Below are 24,923 nucleotides of genomic sequence, written 5' to 3' on the forward strand. Positions count from 1 at the left end.
GAGGAATAATATGTCATACTTTACAGTTTTTAAAATGAGGCTTCGAATGGAGCTCCAATATAGAGGGGCAATGATTGGAGGAATTGCCTGTCAGATGTTCTTTGGCCTTATTCTGGTAGCTCTTTACAGGGCGCTTTATGCAGGTAAGCCTCAGACACTTCCAATTGAAAGTGTAGCTACCTATGTCTGGCTGCAACAGGCTTTTTTCCGGATGATGCTGGCATCTGATTCAGAACTTGTGGACAAGATAAGATCAGGAGATATAGCTTATGATATGTGCCGCCCTGTGGATATGTACGGCTTTTACTATGCCAGGATAATGGCGCAGAAGTTCATGGGAAGTCTCATGCGGGCAGTGCCGATGCTGGTAATGGCATTTCTTTTGCCAAAAGGGTGGGGAATGAACCTGCCTGCATCACTGCCTGGATTATTATATGCGATACCCGCTCTGTTGCTTGGACTATTGTGCGTCTGCGCTCTTGAAAATATCACTGTGGCATTTACCATGAAAACCCTTGATCCAAGAGGAATGCAGGGACTTCTTAATCTTTTGATGATGACTTTTTCAGGAAATCTTTTCCCACTGACTCTTTTTCCTGAAAGTTGGCAGAAGGTTATTACTTTTTTACCCTATGCACAGCTTCTTGATGCCCCCATCAGACTGTATACGGGCGGATATTTACCTTACGAGGCATTCAGGATTTATGCCTTGCAGGCTTTTTGGGTAGTAATTCTTATTGCGCTTGGCGTAGCAATGTGGAACGCCAACAAGAGACGGATGATTGTTCAGGGTGGCTAAAGAAAGTCGTGGCGAGCACATAGATAGTAAAAAGGAAGATATATGAATACTTTGAGATTATATTTTAAGTCAATAGGAATGCTGTTAAAAAGCCACCTTCAGTATCCAAGCTCTTTTATCATGCAGACTCTCGCACAGCTTGTTATGGAAGGCGGTGAGATGATGGTGGTTATTCTTATTGTCGACAGATTCGAGAGTTTGAAGGGATGGAGCGGTGGAAATCTGTATTTCTTTTTCGGAATAATGTCAGTATCTTTTTATCTCACGGAGCTATTTGGAAGAGGAATCACCGGAGACTTTCCGTCTATGGTTAGAACGGGGCGACTTGACACTTTCCTTGTAAGGCCAAGAGGCGTACTTACCCAGGTTTTATGCGGAGGAACAGACCCCAGAAGAATCACCTGCATAGCTGTGGGCATTGTGGCACTTATAATGGGAAGCAGCCTGTCCGGGATAGTCTGGAGTCCCCTTAAGGTGCTTGTTTTGATTGAATCTATTGCTATGAGCTGCCTTCTGATATTGGGACTATTTATGATCGAGGCGATCTTTAGTATTTTTAGCGTCAAATCGGTGGAGCTTGTAAATGCCATAACCTATGGCGGTCGAAGCGCCTGCCAGTATCCAATTGATATATACCCTCTGCCACTTAGAGCTCTTTTTACCATTGTTGCACCATTTGCTCTTACAATGCATGTCCCGGCTTCGTGGATACTTGATAAACCCCTCTATGGCTGGCCTTCCTGGACAGCTTTTGTTACGCCGCTATCAGGAGCTATAGTATTTGCGGTAATGACAGCACTTTTTCATTTGGGGATGAGGCATTACAGATCTACGGGTAGTTGATGGGATTAACTGAATAAAAAGGTACTATATTTTTTTTACCGAACATGTGATAGTGTCATATTAATGATAGAGAATTGCAGGAAAGGCGAAACCTGCGAGCAATTCGCTTATCATTGATATGACACTTTTTTGTAACATGTTTTTTATATGAAGGAGATTTTTAATATGAAAAAGAATATACGTCTTGTTTTACTTGGAGAATTACTGTTATTTGTTGTTGTATTTTTTCTGATAATCTTTATGAGCAGCTATGAATTGAGCGCGGTGCTGTGGTTTATTGATCTGCCATCACTTATTCTTTTGGCGGCGATTTTGATCCCCGGGCTTTTGATAATGGGAGAATGGAAGGATTTTGTCAGATCTTTTTCTGTAGGAATTAAAGATTTTAGCCTATTGGAACTTAAGAACATTATAGAGGCTGTTGATGCGGCACAGAAATTGACGGTTTTTGGTGCTCTTTTTGCTATAATAATATCAGGCGTACTTCTTTTGGGGCATCTGGATACTCCTGAAACTATTGGTCCCAATCTTGCTGTTTGCTTTTTGTCAGGATTATATGCCGTTATCATAGAGTTTTTCCTTCTTCCACTCAGACTAAATGCTGAGCGCAAGATGAATGAGGAAATGGATCTTGGAGATGAATGATTCCAAAATAACCAAAAAGCAATATCTTAATGTTGCCCGCAAATTTGGGCTTACCAAGAGAGAACTGGAGCTTGGTTATTTGAAAGTGTCCGGGTTTTCTAACAGAAGAATAGCTTACATGCTCGGAATTTCGGAGCAGACTGTCAAAAACCATTTCACTAGCATATACGAAAAAGCATGGGTGCCCGGGCACAAGGAATTTAAGGATTTGTTTCTGACCCAGTAGGAGAACGAATGAAAAAATCCGCCGGAAAAGCCGTAGCAGTAATCATCATCGCAAACATTTTTTTGATAATGTTTGCATTTTGCGGTCATATCTTTAGTAAATTCACTTATTCCGATCATCTTGATGAGAAAGTTATAACCGTTGATGACAAGGATATAACCCTAAGAGAATTTGGCTATTACATATATGAAGTAGAAGCCTTTGTACAGAATCAGGCTCTTTTGTATGATCCCGAAAATCCAGGCCTATGGTGGAATACACATTTTTCTGCCGGCATGGATTCGCAATTTGTGTGTGACTATGCCAAGAAGGTTGCTATTAACATGTGTATAGCTGACGAAATATATTACAGGCAGGCTCTTAGTCAGGGCCTATCGCTGACGAGTAATGAAGAAGCCCAGGTTTTGGATGACGTCTCGAATTTGATCAATAACATGGATTCCAGACAGCTGCTATCAACTGGGCTTGATGAGAAGATAATCTTTGATATTAGCAAAAAACATGCACTGGCATCAAAGTGCGCAGAGAAGCTTGTAAAAGACAGAAATCTGGCGGCATATTATGAGGAGCCTGCGGGGGAAGTGAACTGGGACGGAGCGTACTTTCAGGAGAAGATACTTCCGGAACATACAATTCGCATGAATGACTCTGTTTTGGATAAAATAACATTTGGTAAAATAACTGTTAATTTGCTATAATTCATGATTGGGTTTTATTATTATTGAGAGCGATGGAAAAAGAGTTTTCCATTACTTCTTAGTATGGCTGAAAAAGGAATTAACAGTTATGAAAAAGATAGCACTAATAAAAGAGATAATAATTCTGACGTTGGCAACAGCTATGATTTCCGCGTCAGTTTTCTTTTTTCTGATGCCGAGTCACGCATCTGTCAGCAGCATAGCAGGATTGGCTATAGTTCTGGCTAATTTTATCCCATTATCAGTTTCCGCGATAACCTTGATAATAAATGTATTTCTTTTGATATTAGGTTTTATTACCTGCGGACCTGAATTCGGGTACAAGACAGTTTATACAGCAATGCTGATGCCGGTGATAATTGGAGTATTTGAGAAAGCTTTTCCTGACTTTACATCTTTTACCGGTGATGCCACTCTTGATGTTATTTGCTATATATTTTTTGTCAGCATTGGAATATCGATTCTCTTTAACAGAAATGCATCCTCAGGGGGAATTGATATCATAGCCAAGATACTTAACAAATATCTTAGAATTGACCTGGGAAAAGCAATGTCGATTGCTGGCCTTTGCGTTGCGGCATCTTCGCTTCTTGCTTATGATACCAAAACATTGATACTGAGTATTTTGGGAACATATTTTAATGGTGTGATCATTGATCATTTCATTTTCGACCAGAAGCTTAAGAGGAGAGTTTGCATTGTTTCTCCTTTTGAAAAAGAAATACGTGAATTCATATTAAATGAGCTTCATAGTGGTGCAACTATTTATAAAGCAATAGGCGCATACCGCATGCAGGCTCACAATGAGATCATTACCATTGTGGATAAGAGCGAATATCAGAAACTGATGGCTTTTGTCGATAAGGTTGATCCTAATGCATTTGTTACTGTATATAAGGTCAGTGAAATGCAGTACATGTCTAAAACTCTTCCTGAGAGAATTTTTGAAAATTGAATAATTTAATCAAAATTTGCATCCCTTGATCTTGAGTATTACACTCTCAAGATATCACAGACTTTTCTGGCTGATGCAGCCAGATGAGTTGCACCATTATTTAGCATTTCCTCAGTATTGCCGTAGCCGTAAGTTACGGCAATACTGTCTATTCCGGCATCGGAAGCCCCTTTTATATCATAGGCAGTATCACCAATCATTACGCAGTCATTTTTTTCAAGTTCATAGGTTGTTATGGCGTTTTCTATGAGACGCTTTTTGTCTGAACTATGGTCAGAAAGATCCGGACCTACCATATGGTCAAAATATTTACTAAGCCCGATCTTTTCAAGGATTTTTTCTGCAAAGACAAGGGGCTTACTGGTAATTAAGAATACTGTAAGACCACGCTCCTTAAGTGCGGCAAGAAGCTGCGGGATACCGTCATAAATATCGACGTCATACATGCGCTCTTTTTCATATATGCTCCTGTAGAGGGCAACTGCTCTATTACAGTCTTCGTCGTTCATCCCATATTCTCTTACAAATGAATCATACAAAGATGGTCCGATGAAGGTTTGAAGCTTTTCGCGGGGCTGATCTGTAATTCCAAAGTGGGAAAGAGCAAACTCGACAGAAGATGTTATTGCTCTTCCGGAGTCTGTGAGTGTTCCGTCAAGATCAAACATGATCACCCTATATTCCTTGATAAACTGTCTGACTTTCTTCATGATGCTCCTTAGATTATCTATATCTTTTAAGGGTGAATCAGTTTCAAGAGAGTGGTTCGCGTTATCTATGGTTATAAGTTCAAGTTGAAGCTCATCACACTTTTTTTTGGCAATATCTGACGGACACCAGGGATCACTTAGTCCGTGGAAAACAATTCCTGCATTTTCCCTAAGCATTTCGAAGGTTTGAGGAACAGGAGTGAAAACGATATGCCTTGCGCCTACCTGAAGCTCTTTATCAAAATGTGCAGCAAGAGCAGTTCCAATACTCTTTCCTATAAAAACAACGTCGCTGTACATTCCAAAATCTATCTGGGAGAGCTGTTCTTTGATCTGAGAAACAGCAATTTCAAAAGCCTCCTTCATCCTGGCCTTATCGTTCATGATCTCACGGGCCTTGTAAGGAAACTCGTAGTTTACTTCGATTATTTCATAGTTATTTTCGCGGGCTAACCTCTTGGAAAAATAAAGAAGCGGCTTATCGCTGTGATAGCCCATTCCCGGGAATATTACTGCAATCTTGTTATTGTTCATGTTTTCCTCCAGCTATAAAAGTGCAAAAACATTTTATCATATTTTGAAGAAAGCAGAACCGTGCAGCTTAAAGAGTTCTTGAATGAGTGTCAATAATAAATTATGATGAATACATGAAGATAGATATTCGGAAAATTGAATCAGGCGAAGATAGCATTTCGATTCGGTACAAGGAGATAACTCCTGAGATTCAGAGAATAATCGGTATTTTGGAAAAGAGCGATCACAAACTCTGGGGAAAAACGGAAAAAGGTACTGTCAGCATTAGTATCCACGATCTTTTGTATCTTGAATCCGTTGATGACAAGCTCTTTGCCTATACCGGGAATCTGGTTGCCAGAATAGACGGAAGCTTAAGTGCCTTTATGACAGATGTGGCGGACGATAGCTTCTTTAGGTGCAGCAAGTCTATGGTTATCAACGTTGGCAGGGTTAAAGCCTTAAAGAGCCTGTCTTCCAACAGAATTGACGCAACTATGGAAAGCGGAGAGCACATAATTATTTCAAGAAGATATGCGTCTGATTTCAGAAGATTACTGAAAGGAGGCAGATAAATGAAGGAACGAAAAAGAGTATCCTTGTGGGAACTCTATCTTACGAAGGAAATTAGTATTGAATTCAAAGCCTGCCTGTATTTCTTTGCATTTCTGTTTTTCTACTGCATGTACAGAGTGATAGGCGGTGTGTATGATGCCAGTATTCTGCATATGACTGAGCTGATACTTGCCTGCTATATAATCGGGTATATTCAGGTATATCTTTTGTGGAACTTTGATGAAGCGGATAAGCTTGGAGGAAAAGAGATACTCGGAATCGCATTGTGCACTGCAGTATATACCGCTATTTCATGGCTCTTTAACTGGTTTGATAAGAATATTATTGCGACGGCTCTTTTTGCTGCATATATCCTTTTGGTATACTTCTGTGTTTATCTGGTATACAAATATAAACGGATAATCGATGATAAAAAACTAAATGAAGATCTTAAGCTTTTCCAGACACGACATAAAAGTGAATGATAAAGGCTAAATAGTGCATCTTACGGGAACATATATTGTTCCCGTTTTTTGTTTTTGGTATGAATAAGATATAGAAACAAAGGAGGTGCAGAATGAAAGAAAACGTGATTGAAATAAGCCATCTCACAAAAAGCTATGGCAAGAACAGAGGAGTTATAGATGTTTCTTTAAACGTTCAGGAAGGCGATATATTTGGTTTTATTGGCCCGAATGGCGCTGGTAAATCCACAACGATCCGCTCAATGCTGGGATTTCTCAAGATTAATTCGGGCAGCATCAGGATACTTGGCATGGATAGTGTCAGGGATCACGAAAAGATACTAAGAGAGGTTGGCTATATGCCATCTGAAGCCTGGTTCTATGACTCTATGAGAGTAGCGGATGTGATCAAATACGCTGCAGACGTGCGCGGACTTGATTGTAGCATGGAAGCGCAGAAACTCTGCGAGAGACTTAAAGTAGATACCAAAAAGAGGGTAAAAGAGCTGTCTCTTGGCAACAGGAAAAAAGTAAGCATAGTCTGTGCAATGCAGCATAAACCGAGGCTCTTTATATTTGATGAACCCACAGGCGGCCTTGATCCTCTTATGCAGAAAAAGTTTTTCGAGCTCATAAATGAATACGTTTCTCAGGGGGCGACATGTCTTTTATCTACCCATGTATTGTCAGAAGTTGATAAATACTGCAAAACCGCTGCAATAATGCGTGAAGGAAGACTTACAATGCTCGATACTCCACACATAGATGATGAGACGTTTCTGAGCTTTTATGAGGAAGAGGAGGAATAAAGATGAAATCGGTATTAAAAAGAGAAATCCTGCTAAATATGAAAAGTCTGCTGATCTGGAGCTTATCTGTAGGAATCCTGGGTCTTACCTGCATTTTGCTATATCAATCTATGGAAGGAGAGATGAAGGACATGGCTGATGCTTTTTCTAACATGGGAGCTTTCTCTGAGGCCTTTGGAATGAGCACACTTAGTATTGCCAGCCTGAAAGGATACTTTGCAACAGAAATTGGCGCAGTCCACGGACTTGGAAGCTCCATGTTTGCTGCTATCATAGCTATTACGATCATTTCCAAAGAAGAGGATGCACACACCGGAGAGTTTTTGTTTTCGCTTCCTCTTTCACGCAGCAGGATAATATTCGCTAAGGCAATCTGCGTAGCTGTGATGCTCCTGGTTTTTACAGTTATCTGCACACTTTTTTACCTGGTAGGATTTATAGTTCTGGGTGAGGAAATGCCTATGGATCAGTTTATGACGTTTATGGCAAGGCAGCTTCTCATGGACGCAGAAGTAGCAGGAATCTGCTTTGGGCTCTCATCCCTTGCCGGCAAGAACAGACTAGGACTTGGCCTTGGAATGGCTCTCATGTTCTATGCTTACGATGTGATTGGAAGAGTAGTTCCTGACCTCAAAGACTATCTTTTTATAGGGCCATTTTCCTACGCTAACGCCTCCGAAATCTTTACAGATGCAGACTTTCCCATCAAGGCTATCCTCTTTGGAGTTCTCCTTCTTCTCTGCGGCCTGACATTTGCCTTCTACAACTTTAACCGAAGAGACCTCGCTAGCTGAAATTGCACTTCTCCCCGCCATCCACATCAGCGCGGAGTCGGCGATACGGAGTGAGAGTTGTTCTTGACGAGGATGGGAAAAACAAGCATAATAAAATTTGCCGTAAAGATTTTGAATTACATTTTTCATGCAGCTGATGCTATATGTATCGGAGGATGAAAAATGAAGAAAACTAGAATAATAGCAACAACTTTGACAACATGTGCTCTTATGGTTTCAGGTTGCTCAGCACCTGAGATTGTTCTCAAGGATGCCTCAGAGATCATATCTATGGGGTATATCAATCAGGAGAAGATAGCTAATATCGGAGATCCCTATCTTGTAACTGAAAATGGCAAGTATTATGTCACTGCTACCTGTGATGGCAGAGGATATGATATTTATTCTTCGGATAACCTATCCGACTGGACAAGAGAGGGAAGGATTTTTTATTCAAGCTCCAAGGAAGGCTGGGTCAGGACCAGTCTTTGGCAGCCGCAGATCGTGATAGGTAATGACGGTAAATATTACCTCTACTACTGTGGCAATAATGATAATAATTCTCTCAGAATTGGCGTAGCAGTAGCAGACAGCATTACAGGACCTTACAAAGATGCTCTGGATCATCCACTTCTTCCTTATAACGTGGCAACTATTGATCCTAATCTGTTCATTGATGATGATGGCAGAATGTATCTGTACTTTTCAAGAGACTGCTCTGAAAATATAGTTAATGGATACAACACAAGCCAGTTGTACTGTATAGAGATGGAGAGCTATACTTCAATTAAAGAAGGCGCAGAGCCGGTTCTTTTGGTAACTCCGGAGCAGGATTGGGAGCTTGCATCAGGCGACTATCGCTGGAATGAAGGCCCGGATATGCTCAAAAGAGATGGCAAGTATTATCTCTTTTACTCAGGAGGATGCTATGCAAATTCCACCTATTCCATAGGCGTAGCAGTGTCAGATTCACCTATGGGACCTTTTGTTAAGTATGATAAGAATCCTGTGATCGCTTCTACTGAAAAAGTGTCAGGCCCGGGTAACAACAGCTTTTTTACCACCCTGGATGGAAAAGAGCTATATACCTGCTACCACACTCATACAGTCAAGGTGATCGGAGGAGGAAACAGAAAAGTGACCATAGACAGGTGCGGTTTCAGGGATGATGGCACTTTCTATATAAATGGCCCGACTACTACTAATCAGACGCCATATTCCGGTCATACTGACCTTGTGAAGGTGGAGCCTGTAAATGTTACAGCAAATGGAACTATAGAGGGAAGGAAACCTGCAGCGCTTATAGATGGAGAAACTCTAAACAGTAGAAATGAAGACTTCTATGAGTGGAGAGCATCAGGGACTGATGAGCAAAAAGCTTATGCAGAGTTTGACTTTGGTGAGAAAAAGAGCATAGACTGTATATATATTTATGGTTCTGCTGACAAAAACTATGAAGCAAAGAGTCTTAATATTATTTTTGATGATGGAACTATACAAAACGTAAATGCCCTCGCAGAAACAGAGGAGCCGCTTGTTTTGTATTTTGATAAGGTTAAGACCTCTAAAGTCAGAATAGAGGCAGCAGAGCTCGGCCAGTCCAATACCTTTGGGCTGTCGGAAGTAGCTTTTTACGATAAAAAATCCGTGGAGTAAATCTATGAAACAGGAAGTTACCTTGAATTTGAGCAATATAGACAGGGTTACCAGTATTTCTAAGGCTCTTTCTTCTAAATTGAGAGTTGAGATACTAAGACTCCTTGATAATCATGCCCTGAATATCAGCAATATTGCGGAAACTCTTGATATACCGGTATCTACTGCCGCGCTTCAGATAAAGGTTCTCGAAGAAGCGGGACTTGTTGTATCTGAGCCTCTTCCGGGTATCAGGGGATCGCAGAAGGTAAGCGGGATCAAGGTCAAGACAGTTCATATTGACATCAAGTCCTCTGATGATGATGCTTCCAGTAGTAGAAGCGTCAAGATATCCATGCCTATCGGCAACTATTCGGATTGCAATATAGAAGCCCCCTGCGGAATATCCTCTGAGACAAATGCAATATCCCATGATGATGACAAGGATGCTTTTTATTTGCCGGACAGAACTTCGGCACAGATCATATGGTTCTATAAAGGCTATCTGGAATACAGATTTCCAAAAAGACATGTGGATGAACACGGCAGGATAAACGGAGTTGAATTTACTTTTGAAGCCTGCTCAGAAGCTCCGGGTTATGACAATAACTGGCCTTCAGACATAACAATCTGGATAAACGGAGTTGAGATTGGCGGATTTAGAAGTGAAGGCGATTATGGCGGCAGAAGAGGCAAGCATAATCCACAGTGGTGGCCTGACATTCTCACACAGTATGGCAAGCTCTACAGCGTTATGATCGATGACGAGGGCTGCTATGTGGATAACAAGTTGACTTCTGGGGAAAATCTTAAGAGCCTAAGGATTAATGAGGGGGACTTCATAAGCTTTAAGATTGGCGTGAAGAGTGATTCCGAGTATGTTGGAGGAATGAACCTCTTTGGAAACCGCTTTGGTGATTTTGACCAAAACATAGAAATGACACTCAAGTATTAAAGAAACTTCAAACTGAAAATGATATTTATAAAAAACGTCGCAAATAGCTTTGCGGCGCTTTTTTTATATTAATTATTACATTGTTACATAAAAACTGTAAGTAAAACATACAAAAATTATGTAATAAATAACTTGTGCAAACTGGCAAAATGTACATAAATATATTGACTATGTAGAGTATCATGGTTAGAATGTACAACATAAAGATATTTCAGTTACATAAAAGATGTAATTAAAAGATCTAACGGCAAACAAGGAAAGAAAAAGTTACAGAAAAGCTGTAACAAAGAATTAAGGAGGAAAAGTATGAAGATTAAAAAAATGGTAAGTGTATTGTTGGCATCAACGATGGCGCTGTCTATGGCTGCATGCGGATCTGAGAGTGGCTCGGGGGCCGCTACTGAAACTGCCAAGTCTACAGACAGTGCAGTGCAGACACAAACTCAGACACAGAGCTCATCTGCAAATGGTGACAAAACAATCGAGTTCTGGTCAGTATTCACAGGTGGTGACGGTGAAGCAATGCAGGAGATTGTTGATGCCTACAATGCAACAAATCCTGAGTACACAGTAGTTCACAGAATGATGGCACAGGAGGATCTTTATCAGAATCTTCCACTGGCAGTTCAGTCCGGTTCCGATGTTCCCGATCTTGCAATAAACCATGTGGACAGATTACAGCTCAATAAAGAAAACGACATCTATCTTCCAATGGATGAATATATTGCTGCAAACGGCAACATTACAGCTGACAAGTATAATGCAGCTGCCTGGAATCCCGGTGAGATTGATGGCAAGAGATATGCGGTTCCGCTTGATGTTCACGGCTATCTGACATACTACAACAAGGATCTTGTTGAAAAGTATTGCCCTAATGTGCTTGATGACAACGTGATCACATTTGATGAGATTGCAGAATTTGCACCTGCTGCAGCTGCTGACGGAGTATATACATATGCGTATACATGGGGAAGAAACGAATTCCTTGAGTGGTATGCACAGCTTGGAGGCAAGGCATCTGAGGATGGAACAGAGCCTGCAATCAACAATGATAAGGCCAGAAAAGTACTTCTTGACTGGAAGAGCGCTATTGAGAATGGCTGGTGTACACAGGACGGAGATGATCCTACAAACCTTTTTGGACAGGGACAGCTTATTTTCCTTCCTGAGGGAACATGGATGATTGGAACACTTAACTCAATGGGAATCAATTATGGCGCAACATATGCCATCTCCTATGATGCTAACAAGCCTATTTCATGGGCATCTTCTCATCAGTTTGTAATGCCCAAGAAAGAGCAGACACCTGAAAAAGGAAAAGCTATCATGGATTTCCTTGAGTTCTTCCAGAATAACTCACTTCCATGGGCACAGGTTGGACAGTGTCCTGCTACAGTTGCGATCACTCAGGACCCTGAGTTCCAGAAAATGCCTCAGGCATTCTTCTTAAGTGATCCTTCACTTACATATATATCTGATTACAAGTACTATGGCTATCTCGTTGGTGCTCTCGATGCCTTCGTGGGCGAAGTCGCTTTCGGCAAGATGGATGTGGATGAAGCTCTTTCTACATATAATCAGCAGATCAGCGACAACATCAAGAATCAGTAAAAAATAATCCTAAATAGGGTAGTCCCCGGAAAGTGATAAGCTCTCCGGGGAAGCCCAGAGGAGTTTTGGATGAAAGAAAAAACTAAAAAGAAAATAGATATTACTCCCTATCTGTTCATAGCCCCTCAGATCATCCTGTTCGTTGTGTTTTTCATTATTCCTGCTGTGATGGGCATATATGCAGCTTTTACCAGATGGGACATATTCAGTCCACAGCTCCCGCAGTTCGTCGGACTTGATAATTTTAAAGAGATTCTTTTTAACAAAGAGTCCACCTATTACAGGTTCTTTAGAATGGGATTTACCAATACTCTCATCTTTGTTGTCATGTCAGTGCCACTTGGAATTGTATTGCCTCTTTTAATGGCTCTTGCGATCAATCAGAAGCCTTTTGCACATGGTTTTTTTCAGTCACTTTTCTACATGCCGACTGTGCTCTCAATTTCAACGGTAGTCCTGATCTGGTATTACATGTTCAACAAGAATCTTGGCCTTATAAATAACGTTCTTCACACCAAAGTTAACTGGATCGGAATTCAGCCCTATGCGTGGATTGCAATTGTTCTGGTAACTATCTGGTGGACAATTGGAACCAATATGGTCATATATCTTGCTGCCCTTAACGGTGTTTCCAAAGATGTCCTGGAGGCAGCAGATGTTGATGGAGCCGGCCCTGTGAGAAAATTCTTTTCGATAGTGCTTCCATCCATCAGAAATCAGCTTGCTTATACAGTTGTTCTCACCACCGTGGCTCAGTTTAATATCTATGGACAGCCTGTGATGCTGACAGGTGGTGGCCCTAATAATTCAACCAACGTGCTCCTTATGGTGATCAGGGACCTGGCATTCCCGTCCTTTGGCGGTAAGTCGATTTCAGGACTTGCTTCAGCCATGGCACTCATGCTTGGAGCCGTAATGATCGTCATAGCTCTTTTGCAGTATAGATTTGTTGGGGATGAGGAGTAAAGCATATGAAGAAAAAGATAAGCTTGGGAAAAACGTTGGCATTTGTATTTTGCCTGATATTAGCTGTCATATGGGTTGCACCTCTTTCGCAATCTCTCATGACATCTCTTAAATCGGAAAAAGAAATAAAAATGTCGGGATATTCATTCTTCCCGCAGGAATTTACTATAGAGAGCTACACTGATCTCTTTTCCACAAGATCAGACTCAACACCAATCCTTAAGTGGTTTGTAAACTCGCTTATAACATCAACTGCCTCTACGGCGCTTGTTCTTCTGATATCGTCTACATCTGCATTTGCTTATGCAAGGCTGCGGTTTAAGGGGAGGAACCTGTTGTTTGGCATTCTGATGGCAACGATGGTGTTTCCGTCTGTAATAAATCTGATTCCACTGTACAAGATCTGCGCTGCACTTAATCTGATCAACACCAAGTGGGCACTGATCCTTCCGGGGGCAAGCGGAGCTTTTAACATCTTCCTGATAAGACAGTTTATGCTCGGAATACCCAAAGAGCTCGATGAAGCTGCCAGAATAGACGGAGCCAGCTGGTTTCAGATTTATTACAAGATAATGTTGCCTTTGTGCGCACCGGTACTTACAGTAGTTGGAATGTTTGCCTTCACCGGTTCATGGAATGACTTTTTGTGGCCGACACTTGTCATCAGCAATGTTGATAAGATGACCATAACACCCGGTATGCAGATACTAAAAGGTACCTACGACGTATATCCATCCCATGCTATGGCAGGTGGTATCGTTTCGGCAATTCCCACATTTGTACTGTTTTTGTTTGCTCAGAAATATTTCATAAAAGGAATGCAATTACAGTCAGCTGTAAAGGGATGATAAATAAACTAATGAGGAATGACTATTATGAATAATTTACCAAGGGCAGAATATCCAAGGCCCGATTTTGTCAGAGATAGCTTTTATTGTCTTAACGGAGAGTGGGATTTTGCCTATGATGATGCAAATCTTGGTCTCTCCGATAAATGGTATGAAAATGCAGGAGATGCTTTTGATAAAAAGATAATTGTGCCCTATACATATCTGTGCGAACTCTCAGGGATCAATAATCAGGATTTCCACGACATTGTGTGGTACAAAAAAGAAGTTTCTTTTACCAAAAAACACGAAAACAGTAGATTATTACTGCATTTTGGAGCAATTGACCACGTTGCCGATATCTGGATTGATTCAGATCACGTGTGCCATCACGAGGGCGGAAACACACCAATCGAGATCGATGTTACAGATTCTGTAGCGGGTAAAGAGAAGCATGTGATCACTGTCAAGGCCTTCGATGATTCTTTTGACTTTGAAATGACCAGAGGTAAGCAGTTCTGGGAAAAGAAATCAAGCGGGATCTTCTACACAAGAACAGTAGGAATTTGGCAGAGTGTCTGGTACGAGGAAGTAGCACCTGTTTATCTGAAAAGCGTAAGGATTACTCCTGATCTCGACGAGAGAATGATAGAAATTGATATGGAGATGGGCGGTGGAAAAGAAGCTATTGTTTCACTTGACATTTCTCTTAAGGGAAAAGAACTGTTGTCTGATCAGATCAAAGTGCTAAATGGCAGAGCCAAAGTAAAGTACTGGCTTGACTCTGCAATAACTCTTGACTGGCACCATCAGGAGAGCTGGATATGGAGTCCTGAAAATCCTGTTCTGTTTGATATTACTTACACGGTAGACAGTCAGAGAAACTCAGAGCCTGACAAGGTTTGCGGCTATTTTGCCTTCAGAAAGATAAATGTAGTAAACGGAAGGATTCTCCTTAATAACAGACCATATTGCATGAAGATGCTGCTGGATCAGGGATATTTCAGAAAAGGACTTCTTACAGCGCCTTCAGATGATGACCTTAGGAAGGATATAGAAAACACCAAGGCTATGGGCTTTAACGGAGTCCGCAAGCATCAGAAGGTAGAAGATCCAAGATTTTTATACTGGGCAGATAAGCTGGGACTTTTGGTATGGGGCGAGGGCCCAAGCTCCTATGAATATTCACAGACAGCTGTTGAGAGACATACCAGAGAGTGGCTTGAGGTATTAAGACGTGACTACAACCACCCATGTATCGTTGCATGGGTTCCGCTTAATGAGTCCTGGGGAGTACATGAAATCCTGGATAGAGAAGATGAGCAGGCTCATTCGCTTGGACTTTACTACCTGATAAAGTCTATAGACAGGACAAGACTTGTTATCTCCAATGACGGATGGACACATACCAAGTCAGATATAATAACGATCCATGATTACAGCGGAAGCAGAAAGGAACTGACAGACCGCTATGCTGATCTTGATAATATTGTAAAAGAGTTTCCAGGTGGACATGCTCTTTTTGCAAGAGGTTATGAGTATCACGGCGAACCTATAATGGTAACTGAGTTTGGCGGAATATCTTTCTGTAAAGACGGTACTGAAGGCTGGGGGTATACGGCAGCAGAAAACGAGGAAGATTATCTTGAAAGATTCAGAAATGTAGTCGAACCGCTTCTGGAATCAGAACATATCCAGGGCTTTGTCTACACTCAGCTTACAGATGTTGAGCAGGAGATCAATGGCCTTATGACTTATGACAGAGAGTTCAAGGCAGACCCCGGTAAAATAAGAGAAATCGTACAGGGAAAATAATAATGATATTTTCATATTCATGAATAGAAACAAAGTGGATATGATTTCAAAATGAAAAAGGCTGAAACACGATAAATTATGCGTGCTTCAGCCTTATCTTTTTAATAGATCAGGAAATTCTTCCATATTTACTTTATTTAGTTGTCTGATTTTACAGGAAGGAGTCTGAGTCCGCCTGTTCCAAAGAACAATGAGTTTCTGATCATTCCGATTTTGTACAGGCTAAGGACATAGAACATTGAATACATGATCGTCATAAGCCCGAACCTTCTGATCAGTTCCTCAACTGTTGGAGGATATCCGTATCTTCTGGTAAAATTTCCTACGTATTCAGCAATTTCTGCTTGAAGTCTTCCCATATTGGTAACCATCCCTTTTTTTAGACGCTTTATTTAAGCGCTTTTTATTAGTCTAAGCCAAGAATATGTCCTAAATTTGTAGAATAAATAAAAAAAATATAAAATGATTGCTTGCAATTTTTATTTCGCAAAAAAGGAAAAATAGATATTTCAAAAATGCCAATAATGCTATGTAATTATCACTTGTTCGAGGCTATACTAGGTACATAAGATCACATATTAATAGTGATGTGTGAAAACTATAACAGAAATCAGGATTCACTAACAAAAAAGGAGGATGCCTATGAACAGATTTATGCAGGGAATGCTGTTTGCGCTTCTTTTGGTATATGTGGTTTCGCCAGTGGATTTCGTTCCCGGACCTGTTGACGACATCCTGGCAATCGTATTATACGCAGCGGCGAACAGAAACAAGTTTTTACCAAGAAAGTCCACTGACAATGACAGGATCGAAGTGATTGATGTGGACGGAAGAGAAATCTAGGTTTAGTATTAACTTATTAATGAATGTGTGGAATGTATTTTGGAGGAAATGGTTATGAGTAAGAAATTATACAGAAGCAACGACAGAAAAGTATTCGGTGTTTGTGGCGGAATCGCAGAGTATTTTGATATCGATCCTACAATCGTAAGACTTATTTGGATCATCCTTACATGTTCAGGCGGCAGCGGAGCAGTCTTATATCTGGTAGCTGCGATTCTCATGGACAACAGACCTGATTATGTGAGCAGATATGATGAAGATAATAAGTAAATTGATTAAGTATATATGTTTAGTTAGTCCCCGGAAATCATCAGGTTTCCGGGGATTTTTACGAGGAAATTGCACCTGGGCGGCGCGATATTTTTGGGAGAGCTATCTAAAGCTGATATTCTTGTTAGAAAAGGTTAGAGAACCTGAAATAATACCAGCAGAGAAGAAAGGCGGCATTTGTGATTATAAAGTGTAATACTACTATGACAAAAAGAGTAATCATGGTATTAAAAATAGGTTAAAATCCAGATTCCCAGCGAAATAAAGTAATAACAAATGTCTAGTTTCATTTGTCATGGTATTATTTCAAAACTCATGATAATACCAACAGAGAAGAAAAGAGTCATTTATGATTACAGGATTTGTGTATAGCATTTTATAAATTGTCTACAACAAGTTTTGCAATGTATGCAACAAATAATTCAATTCCAAACTTTTCTCCAAAATATTAAAGTATGTATTGTCATGATGAAAATAAGTAGATGATTTTTTTATATTATAAGGAGAAAAACAATTATGGAAATGACACTTCGCTGGTATGGCAAAGAGTTTGACACAGTTAAGCTGTGGCAGATCAGACAGATTCCGGGAGTAAAGGGAGTTATCACAACTCTTTATAACAAGCAGGCAGGAGAGCTCTGGACACAGGATGAGATCAAAGCTCTCAAGGCAGATGTTGCGGCAGAGGATATGCACATTGCAGGCATTGAGTCAGTAAACGTATCTGATGCGATCAAGGCTGCAACCAAGGATAGAGATGAGCACATTCAGAACTACATCGATACACTTGAGAACCTCGGTAAAGAGGACATCCACATGGTATGCTACAACTTCATGCCTGTATTCGACTGGACCAGAACAGAGCTTGCAAGAAAAAGAGCTGACGGCTCAACAGTTCTTGCTTACACACAGGAAGCAGTTGATGCCATTAACCCTGAGAAGATGTTCGAATCATTATCAGGTGACATGAACGGAACTGTAATGCCAGGTTGGGAGCCGGAGAGAATGGCTCATGTCAAAGAGCTTTTTGAGATATATAAGGGAATTGATGAAGATAAGCTCTTCGAGAACATTGTATATTTCCTCAAGGCAATCATGCCTGTATGTAACAAATACGATATCAAGATGGCAATTCATCCTGATGATCCTGCATGGTCAGTATTTGGCCTTCCAAGGATCATCAACAATGAGAAGAATATCTTAAAGCTCATGAAGGCAGTTGACGATGTACACAACGGAGTTACATTCTGCTCAGGTTCATACGGAACAAGCCTTGAGAACGATCTTCCTCATATGATCAGAGCTCTTGAGGGCAGAATCCACTTTGCTCATGTACGTAACCTCAAGTTCATTTCACCTACTAACTTTGAGGAGTCAGCACATCTTTCATCAGATGGAACCTTTGATATGTATGAGATTGTTAAGGCTCTTTATGAGACAGGCTTTGACGGACCAATCCGTCCTGATCACGGAAGAATGATCTGGGGCGAAGTAGCAATGCCAGGTTACGGCCTTTACGACAGAGCACTCGGTGCTACATATATCAACGGACTTTGGGAAGCGATTGAGAAGTCTCATCAGCGCGGAGTCTGATAGCAGCCTGATCCTAATATGATCATGCCTGGGCAGTGCTTCGTCATAATTGCTCAGCGATGAATGAACAGATTTTTAATAGAAGGTGATCAATATGAAATTAAACTATGATAGTGTAAAAAACGACAATTCCTGGAAGGAGAAGGGCTTTTTTATCCCTTCTTTTGACAGAGATAAGATGGTAAAAGAAACTGTAGAAAATCCAGAGTGGGTACACTTTGGAGCAGGCAACATCTTTAGAGCCTTTCAGGCTAACCTCTCTCAGAGAATGCTCGAAGAGGGATATGCTACGAAGGGACTTACAGTAGTTGAAGGTTATGACTATGAGATCATTGAGAAGATGTACAGACCTCATGACAACCTTTCAATCCTTGTAACACTCAAGGCAGACGGAAATGTTGAGAAGACAATAGTTGAGAGTATTGCTGAGTCCTGCATCCTTGATTCAAACAACGACAAGGAGTTTTCAAGACTTAAAGAGATATTCTCAGCGGATTCTCTTAAACTTGCTACATTCACAATTACAGAAAAAGGTTACAGCCTTGTAAATGCTGCAGGTGAAACAATTCCTGCAGTGGCAGCAGATTTTGCAAACGGACCTGAGAAGCCACAGAGCTATATTGGTAAAGTTGCAGCTCTTCTCTATGCAAGATACGTTGCAGGCGAGAAGAAGATTGCCATGGTCAGCACAGATAACTGCTCACACAACGGTGACAAGCTCTATGCTGCAATGCACGCTTTTGCCACTGAGTGGACCAAAGCAGGTAAGGCAGAAGCAGGTTTCCTTGCTTATGTTGAGGATGAAAACAAGGTATCTTTCCCATGGTCAATGATCGATAAGATCACACCAAGACCTGATGATTCAGTCAATGAGATTCTCAAAAACGACGGCGTAGAAGAGCTTGACCCGGTTGTAACCACTATGAAGACATGGGTTGCTCCTTTCGTTAACGCAGAGGAGAGTGAGTATCTTGTTATTGAAGATAAGTTCCCTAACGGAAGACCTGCTCTTGAGAAGGTTGGAGTTATCTTCACAGAAAAAGAGACAGTTGATAAAGTAGAGAGAATGAAGGTTTGCACCTGCCTCAATCCTCTTCATACTGCTCTTGCAGTATATGGCTGCATTCTCGGATATCAGAAGATTTCAGATGAGATGAAGGATGAAAGCCTTGTTAAACTGGTAAAAGAGATTGGTTATACAGAGGGACTTCCTGTAGTAACTGATCCCGGTGTTATCAAGCCTCAGGAATTCATCGACACAGTAGTTAATGTAAGAATACCTAACGTATTCATGCCTGATACACCACAGAGAATTGCCTGCGATACATCACAGAAATTGCCAATCAGATTTGGTGAGACAATCAAGGCTTACGCAGCATCAGATAAGCTTGATGTTCAGAATCTCAAGTTCATTCCTATGGTACATGCCGGATGGCTCAGATACCTCATGGGAGTAGATGATAAGGGAGAGACATTCGAGCCAAGTCCTGATCCACTTCTTACAAAGGCTCAGAGCTTTGTACAGGATATTAAGCTTGGCGAGACAGACAGAGATAAGGTTAAAGAAGCTGTTCTTCCTCTTCTCAAAGACGATGCTATCTTTGGAGTTGACCTTGAAAAGGTTGGATTGTCAGACAGGGTAATAGATTATTACATGGAATTACTGGCAGGACCCGGGGCAATCAGAAAAACTCTTGATAAATATTGTGCATAAATAAGGAATCCGCTCTGCATCTTTTGATGCAGGGCTTTTTCCGTCTTTAAATGATATAGGTGTCAAAAGTCAAAAATGTGTGCTTTATAGAGCATTTTGGTTTTGTAATGAGGCAATTTATATATCATAATAAAAAATGAAAAAAGTATTTGATTGGGGAGAAAGATACAGATGTTAAAGGAATTTGATCTTACACAGGTTTGTGTAAATGATGAGTATTGTGCAAACGCACTTAATAAGGATGTGGCTTATCTTAAGAGCCTTGATCCGGAGAGGCTTCTTGCTGGCTTTTATGAGAATGCGGGTCTAACACCCAAGAAAATTCGCTATTCCGGCTGGGAGAACATGCTGATCGGAGGTCATACACTGGGCCATTACCTTACAGCTGCAGCGCAGGGCTATGCTAATCCGGGGACAAGAAAAGAGGACAAGAAGGCTCTTTTTGATATTATTAAGACCTTGGTTGATGGCCTTTTAGAGTGTCAGGAGCATTCCCAGGGTAAAAAGGGATTTGTTTTTGGCGCAATAATAATGGATAGCAATAATGTAGAGCTTCAGTTTGACCATGTGGAGCATGGCAGAACAAACATTATCACAGAGTCATGGGTTCCGTGGTATACCATGCATAAGATCCTGGACGGACTTGTAAGCACCTTTGTATTTACAGGCTATGAGCCTGCTCTTAAGGTTGCAGAAGGCATTGGAGACTGGACCTATAACAGAGCATCTGGCTGGTCAGAGGAGACACACAAAACTGTTCTTAGTATAGAATACGGTGGAATGAACGATGCTCTTTATAAGCTCTACAGACTTACAGGCAAAAAGGAGCATCTTGAAGCAGCACATGCTTTTGATGAAGAAGAACTCTTTAAGAAAGTGGCAACAGGTGATGCCAATGTGCTTAATAACCGTCATGCCAATACTACAATTCCCAAGTTTCTGGGAGCACTTCAAAGATATATGACGCTTGGAGATGTCGCCGGCGAGTATCTTACCTATGTGCAGAAATTCTGGGATATGGTTGTTGAGCGCCATACCTATGCAACAGGCGGAAACAGTGAGTGGGAGCATTTTGGAGAAGACTTTGTCCTTGATGCAGAACGTACTAACTGTAACAATGAGACCTGCAATACCTACAACATGCTCAAAATGAGCAGAGATTTGTTCAGAATTACAGGTGATAAAAAGTATGCAGATTACTATGAGAACACCTTTATAAATGCAATACTGTCATCACAGAATCCCGAAAGTGGTATGACAATGTACTTCCAGCCTATGGCTACAGGTTATTACAAGGTTTACGGAACTCCTTTTGATAAGTTCTGGTGCTGTACCGGAACAGGCATGGAGAACTTTACCAAGCTAAACGACAGCATTTATTTCCTTGATGATGAATCAGTGATTGTGAACATGTACATTTCATCAGTAGTCTGTGATTCAAAGAAAAAGCTCACATTAACTCAGAAGAGCCTAATTCCAAAGGGAAATACTGCGCTCTTTACAATAAATCTTGAGGAGCCCGTTAAGACAAAACTTAGATTCAGAGTCCCTGACTGGGCTGTAAATGCAACCTGCAAAGCACTTTCTTCTGGCAAGACTTATCAGGCAGAAGCCGATGGTTATTTCACAGTGGAAGAGACCTTTAATGACGGAGATCAGATTGAGATTTCTTTTGAGATGCACACTGTTGTTAAAAGACTTCCGGACTGCGAAAATGTTTTTGCATTCAAATATGGACCTGTTCTTCTCTCAGCTGACCTTGGATGCGAGAATATGATAGATGGCACAACCGGTGTTGACGTTACTATACCTACTAACAAGATTGCAGGAAAAGAGTACCTTACAGTTCAGGATGGTAGTGTTTCTGATTATATTGCAGATATTGATAAGCACCTGATCAGAAAAGGCGATGAGCTTTGTTTCACTCTTACAGGAACAGACAGAGAACTCACCTTTGGCCCTCACTATCTCAAGACCAGACAGCGCTATGGTATTTACTGGTATCTTTTTGACAAGGATCAGGGTGTAACTGATGAAGTAGAGAAGCGTGATCAGGAAAATGCCAGAAGAGAGAGGATACTTGATACAGTTCAGCCGGGATATGGCCAGTATGAAAATGATGAACTTCATGCCATGGAGGATAAGGGTTCAGTTGGCAGCACCAATAATGGAACCAGCAGAGCAGCTACTTCCGGAGGAAGATTTACCTATCATATGAAGGCTGTAGAAGGTCAGGATCTTGAACTTGAGGTACACTACCTCAGAGAAGATAACGGCAAGCCAATCCAGATCCACATCGGAGAGGATGAAATATTAAACGGAAGACTTCACTATACAGGAAGAGATGAAGAGTATTCTGTAGTGTATAATATACCTAAGGATGTTGTAACACGTAATATAGAAAGCAGAGAGGTCAGGGGAGAAAAAGTAACTACAATTCCTGTAACATTTAGTGGATCCTATGTGATAGAATCTGCGAGAGTGTTTGGATTTGTTTATATTCTTACGAAATAAACAAGCACTTATGGAAGGCATAGATTATTTGTGGCATTCTTGCGGGCTGTTTACGCTTTTGCCCGCAAGAAGTCATACGAGCATATGGAGCGTTTATGAAGCAGTACAGAGTGGCAATTGTTGAGGATGACAAGGATTATTCCGAGTTTCTTTCACAGTGTCTTGGTAAATATGGCCTGGAAAAAGAGATTTCTTTTTCCATAAAGACATATGGTAAAGCAGAGAGCTTTCTTGATGATTACAAGAAGGCCTGTGACGTTGTGTTCATGGATGTAGAGCTTGGAGACGGCTTTCTGAATGGTATGGAAGCTGCCAGAAAGCTCCGCGCTGTGGACCCTACTGTTTTACTTATCTTTGTTACCAACATGCCACAATATGCTCCTGAAGGCTATAGCGTAGATGCCCTTGATTACTGCCTTAAGCCCATTAATTACAATGATCTTAGCGTTAAACTTGATAAAGCTGTCAGAGTATTGTCTCAGAGGGGTGGTATTCCTGTCAGGATCAAGGATAGGAACGGAACAAGGATTGTTTCATCGAGTGACATTATGTACATAGAAGTTATGGGACATGACCTGATGTTCCACACTATAAGTGAAGTCATAACTTCTTATGGAGGACTTGGAGAAAGAGAAAACGAGCTATCTGGCAATAATTTTGCCAGGTGCAGCGCCTCTGCACTTGTAAATCTCTCATATATAAAGGGCCTTTATGGCGATGAAATAGATGTTGGAGGCGATAGGATCAAGATAGGAAGATCCAAAAAGAAAGCATTTATGGAACAGCTTAATACCTACCTCGGATGAGCCTGTGATGCGGAGGTCAGATCATGTTTGATGCAGAAGCAATAAGCCAATATGAATCAATAGGATATATGATAGAAGTTCTGATTGCGGAACTTCTATTTTTGCATGCTTATGAAAAGAGAAAGCTCTTTTGGGTAAGAATTCCTATTGCTACAGTGATTTCAGGGATCATAGTTTCAAGGATCAGTTATCCTGTGGCAACAATAGCAATATACAGATTTATGTTTTTCTTTTTCATAATAGCACTGACAATAGCAGTTATGCTGATCTGCTATAAAGGAAACGCCTTTTCAATCGCATCTTCCTCTATTGCAGGGGTTGCTACGCAACATATGGCATACAAACTGATGACAATCTTTAACCTGATCCCGCCTGTGAATGCCCTGATTCAAATAAACATTATCTATAGAATACTGACGGAAGTCATGATCATGGCAATTGTATATGTCATTGTATATATGCTTGTTGCAAGGACTCAGGTTCCGGATAAGGGAAGTATCAGGTTAAATGTCCTGTCGGTCATCGTGATACTCATATGCATTGGAGTAAACAGACTGGTTGCCGATACCTGGGATATCAGTCCCAAGCTTGTTATAGCCAGTAGCATATATGCGATCATCTGCTGTAGTTTTGCCCTTTCTATACAGTTTTATCTGCATAAGTGGCAGCAGGAAAAAGCGGAATCAATGGTGATAAAAGGTTTGTTATCAGCTTCCGAAAAGCAGTATGAACAGTGGAAAGAGCTTGTTGAGTTTAATAATATCCAGATGCATGATCTTAAGCACATGCTAAATCGCATCGAGAAGCTTGCAGATAAAGAAAAACTCGATATTCCTGATCTGACGCCTATAAGAGAATCTATAGAAGGCTTTGCTCCAATAGTTAAGACGGGAAATGATGTGATAGATGTGCTCCTTCGCAATATGGGAGCTCTTTGCAGGCAGCAGGGAGTCAGATTTAACTGCGTGAGCTTCACGGACAAGCTTGATAAATTCGACAGTATGTCACTTTATTTTTTGTTCGGTAATGCTATAGATAATGCAAGGGCAGGAGCTTCAAGTGTTTCTGATGAGGATAAAAGACTTGTTGATGTCAGTCTCAAACAGTTTGGTGATTCTGTCATCATTCATATCTGGAACTATTTTGAAGGGGATATCACCTTTGAGGATGAACTTCCTGTCAGGAAAGACATGGAAAATGGCCATGGATTCGGACTTAAGAGTATTAAAGTAATGGTTGATAAATTTGGAGGTGCCTTCAAAACTCAGGTGGAAGGAGATGTATTCCATCTGAATATTATATTGCCTCTGGCATAGTACTGGACTTTAGTTTATATCAGAATTTTAAGAAAAGATGCATGTTTTGTGCATCTTTTTTCTTTTAC

At 40.9% G+C, this 24,923-nt stretch carries 25 protein-coding genes; 23 read left to right on the top strand and 2 right to left on the bottom strand.

Annotated elements, in window-relative coordinates; genetic code table 11:
* Nucleotides 1-10 precede the first annotated feature (10 nt).
* From BPR_RS03430 to BPR_RS03455, 6 genes are all read left to right on the top strand, one after another.
* Complete coding sequence (locus BPR_RS03430; protein WP_013280066.1) at nt 11-799, top strand: ABC transporter permease; 789 nt, start codon at nt 11-13, stop codon at nt 797-799.
* Nucleotides 800-841: 42 nt separating this feature from the next.
* Nucleotides 842-1,642: an ABC transporter permease gene (locus BPR_RS03435; RefSeq protein ID WP_013280067.1), complete on the top strand. Its 801-nt coding sequence runs from the start codon at nt 842-844 to the stop codon at nt 1,640-1,642.
* A gap of 165 nt (nt 1,643-1,807) precedes the next feature.
* The gene (locus BPR_RS03440) at nt 1,808-2,287 is read left to right on the top strand and encodes a hypothetical protein (RefSeq protein WP_042256447.1); all 480 of its coding nucleotides are present in this window, start codon (nt 1,808-1,810) and stop codon (nt 2,285-2,287) included.
* Nucleotides 2,280-2,513, top strand: coding sequence for a helix-turn-helix transcriptional regulator (locus BPR_RS03445; protein WP_042256452.1), 234 nt, complete (start codon nt 2,280-2,282; stop codon nt 2,511-2,513). The genes BPR_RS03440 and BPR_RS03445 overlap by 8 nt, the downstream gene beginning before the upstream one ends.
* A gap of 8 nt (nt 2,514-2,521) precedes the next feature.
* Nucleotides 2,522-3,211 carry a hypothetical protein gene (locus tag BPR_RS03450; RefSeq protein ID WP_013280069.1) on the top strand — a complete coding sequence of 230 codons (690 nt, stop codon included), beginning with the start codon at nt 2,522-2,524 and terminating at the stop codon, nt 3,209-3,211.
* Nucleotides 3,212-3,299: 88 nt separating this feature from the next.
* On the top strand, nt 3,300-4,166 hold the full coding sequence (locus BPR_RS03455; RefSeq protein WP_042256453.1) for a YitT family protein: 867 nt from the start codon (nt 3,300-3,302) through the stop codon (nt 4,164-4,166).
* A 38-nt stretch (nt 4,167-4,204) separates the two neighbouring features.
* On the opposite strand, the gene BPR_RS21220 is transcribed toward BPR_RS03455, so the two are convergent.
* Nucleotides 4,205-5,410 (bottom strand): HAD hydrolase-like protein, encoded by a 1,206-nt coding sequence (locus BPR_RS21220; RefSeq protein ID WP_013280071.1) that lies wholly within the window; start codon nt 5,408-5,410, stop codon nt 4,205-4,207.
* A 113-nt stretch (nt 5,411-5,523) separates the two neighbouring features.
* On the opposite strand from BPR_RS21220, the gene BPR_RS03465 reads away from it, so the two are divergent.
* From BPR_RS03465 to BPR_RS03510, 10 genes are all read left to right on the top strand, one after another.
* Nucleotides 5,524-5,964, top strand: a complete 441-nt coding sequence (locus tag BPR_RS03465) for a LytTR family DNA-binding domain-containing protein (RefSeq protein WP_042257511.1) — start codon at nt 5,524-5,526, stop codon at nt 5,962-5,964.
* Nucleotides 5,965-6,429, top strand: coding sequence for a DUF3021 family protein (locus tag BPR_RS03470; RefSeq protein WP_013280073.1), 465 nt, complete (start codon nt 5,965-5,967; stop codon nt 6,427-6,429).
* A gap of 92 nt (nt 6,430-6,521) precedes the next feature.
* Nucleotides 6,522-7,217, top strand: a complete 696-nt coding sequence (locus BPR_RS03475; RefSeq protein WP_013280074.1) for an ABC transporter ATP-binding protein — start codon at nt 6,522-6,524, stop codon at nt 7,215-7,217.
* A 2-nt stretch (nt 7,218-7,219) separates the two neighbouring features.
* Complete coding sequence (locus tag BPR_RS03480) at nt 7,220-8,011, top strand: ABC transporter permease subunit (protein ID WP_013280075.1); 792 nt, start codon at nt 7,220-7,222, stop codon at nt 8,009-8,011.
* 162 nt (nt 8,012-8,173) lie between these two features.
* Nucleotides 8,174-9,646, top strand: coding sequence for a family 43 glycosylhydrolase (locus BPR_RS19575; protein ID WP_013280076.1), 1,473 nt, complete (start codon nt 8,174-8,176; stop codon nt 9,644-9,646).
* 4 nt (nt 9,647-9,650) lie between these two features.
* A complete protein-coding gene (locus BPR_RS03490; RefSeq protein ID WP_013280077.1) occupies nt 9,651-10,580 on the top strand; it encodes an ArsR/SmtB family transcription factor in 930 nt (309 codons plus the stop codon).
* A 306-nt stretch (nt 10,581-10,886) separates the two neighbouring features.
* Nucleotides 10,887-12,191: an extracellular solute-binding protein gene (locus tag BPR_RS03495; RefSeq protein ID WP_013280078.1), complete on the top strand. Its 1,305-nt coding sequence runs from the start codon at nt 10,887-10,889 to the stop codon at nt 12,189-12,191.
* Between the two features lie 69 nt (nt 12,192-12,260).
* Nucleotides 12,261-13,157, top strand: a complete 897-nt coding sequence (locus tag BPR_RS03500; RefSeq protein ID WP_013280079.1) for a carbohydrate ABC transporter permease — start codon at nt 12,261-12,263, stop codon at nt 13,155-13,157.
* Between the two features lie 5 nt (nt 13,158-13,162).
* On the top strand, nt 13,163-14,005 hold the full coding sequence (locus tag BPR_RS03505) for a carbohydrate ABC transporter permease (protein ID WP_013280080.1): 843 nt from the start codon (nt 13,163-13,165) through the stop codon (nt 14,003-14,005).
* A 27-nt stretch (nt 14,006-14,032) separates the two neighbouring features.
* A complete protein-coding gene (locus BPR_RS03510; protein ID WP_242662191.1) occupies nt 14,033-15,799 on the top strand; it encodes a glycoside hydrolase family 2 protein in 1,767 nt (588 codons plus the stop codon).
* Between the two features lie 137 nt (nt 15,800-15,936).
* On the opposite strand, the gene BPR_RS03515 is transcribed toward BPR_RS03510, so the two are convergent.
* Nucleotides 15,937-16,158 (bottom strand): hypothetical protein, encoded by a 222-nt coding sequence (locus BPR_RS03515; RefSeq protein ID WP_042256454.1) that lies wholly within the window; start codon nt 16,156-16,158, stop codon nt 15,937-15,939.
* Between the two features lie 283 nt (nt 16,159-16,441).
* On the opposite strand from BPR_RS03515, the gene BPR_RS03520 reads away from it, so the two are divergent.
* From BPR_RS03520 to BPR_RS03550, 7 genes are all read left to right on the top strand, one after another.
* A complete protein-coding gene (locus tag BPR_RS03520) occupies nt 16,442-16,642 on the top strand; it encodes a hypothetical protein (protein WP_026662330.1) in 201 nt (66 codons plus the stop codon).
* A 54-nt stretch (nt 16,643-16,696) separates the two neighbouring features.
* A complete protein-coding gene (locus tag BPR_RS03525) occupies nt 16,697-16,912 on the top strand; it encodes a PspC domain-containing protein (protein ID WP_026662329.1) in 216 nt (71 codons plus the stop codon).
* A gap of 516 nt (nt 16,913-17,428) precedes the next feature.
* Nucleotides 17,429-18,505, top strand: a complete 1,077-nt coding sequence (gene uxuA, locus BPR_RS03530; protein ID WP_013280085.1) for a mannonate dehydratase — start codon at nt 17,429-17,431, stop codon at nt 18,503-18,505.
* Nucleotides 18,506-18,599: 94 nt separating this feature from the next.
* Entirely contained in the window at nt 18,600-20,219 is a 1,620-nt protein-coding gene (locus tag BPR_RS03535) for a mannitol dehydrogenase family protein (protein ID WP_013280086.1), read from the top strand.
* A 171-nt stretch (nt 20,220-20,390) separates the two neighbouring features.
* On the top strand, nt 20,391-22,733 hold the full coding sequence (locus BPR_RS03540) for a glycoside hydrolase family 127 protein (RefSeq protein ID WP_013280087.1): 2,343 nt from the start codon (nt 20,391-20,393) through the stop codon (nt 22,731-22,733).
* A gap of 95 nt (nt 22,734-22,828) precedes the next feature.
* On the top strand, nt 22,829-23,539 hold the full coding sequence (locus tag BPR_RS03545) for a LytR/AlgR family response regulator transcription factor (RefSeq protein ID WP_013280088.1): 711 nt from the start codon (nt 22,829-22,831) through the stop codon (nt 23,537-23,539).
* A 23-nt stretch (nt 23,540-23,562) separates the two neighbouring features.
* Nucleotides 23,563-24,855 carry an ATP-binding protein gene (locus BPR_RS03550; RefSeq protein WP_013280089.1) on the top strand — a complete coding sequence of 431 codons (1,293 nt, stop codon included), beginning with the start codon at nt 23,563-23,565 and terminating at the stop codon, nt 24,853-24,855.
* The last annotated feature ends 68 nt before the right edge of the window (nt 24,856-24,923 follow it).

Origin of the sequence: Butyrivibrio proteoclasticus B316, from assembly GCF_000145035.1 — a bacterium.
GTDB lineage: Bacteria > Bacillota > Clostridia > Lachnospirales > Lachnospiraceae > Butyrivibrio > Butyrivibrio proteoclasticus.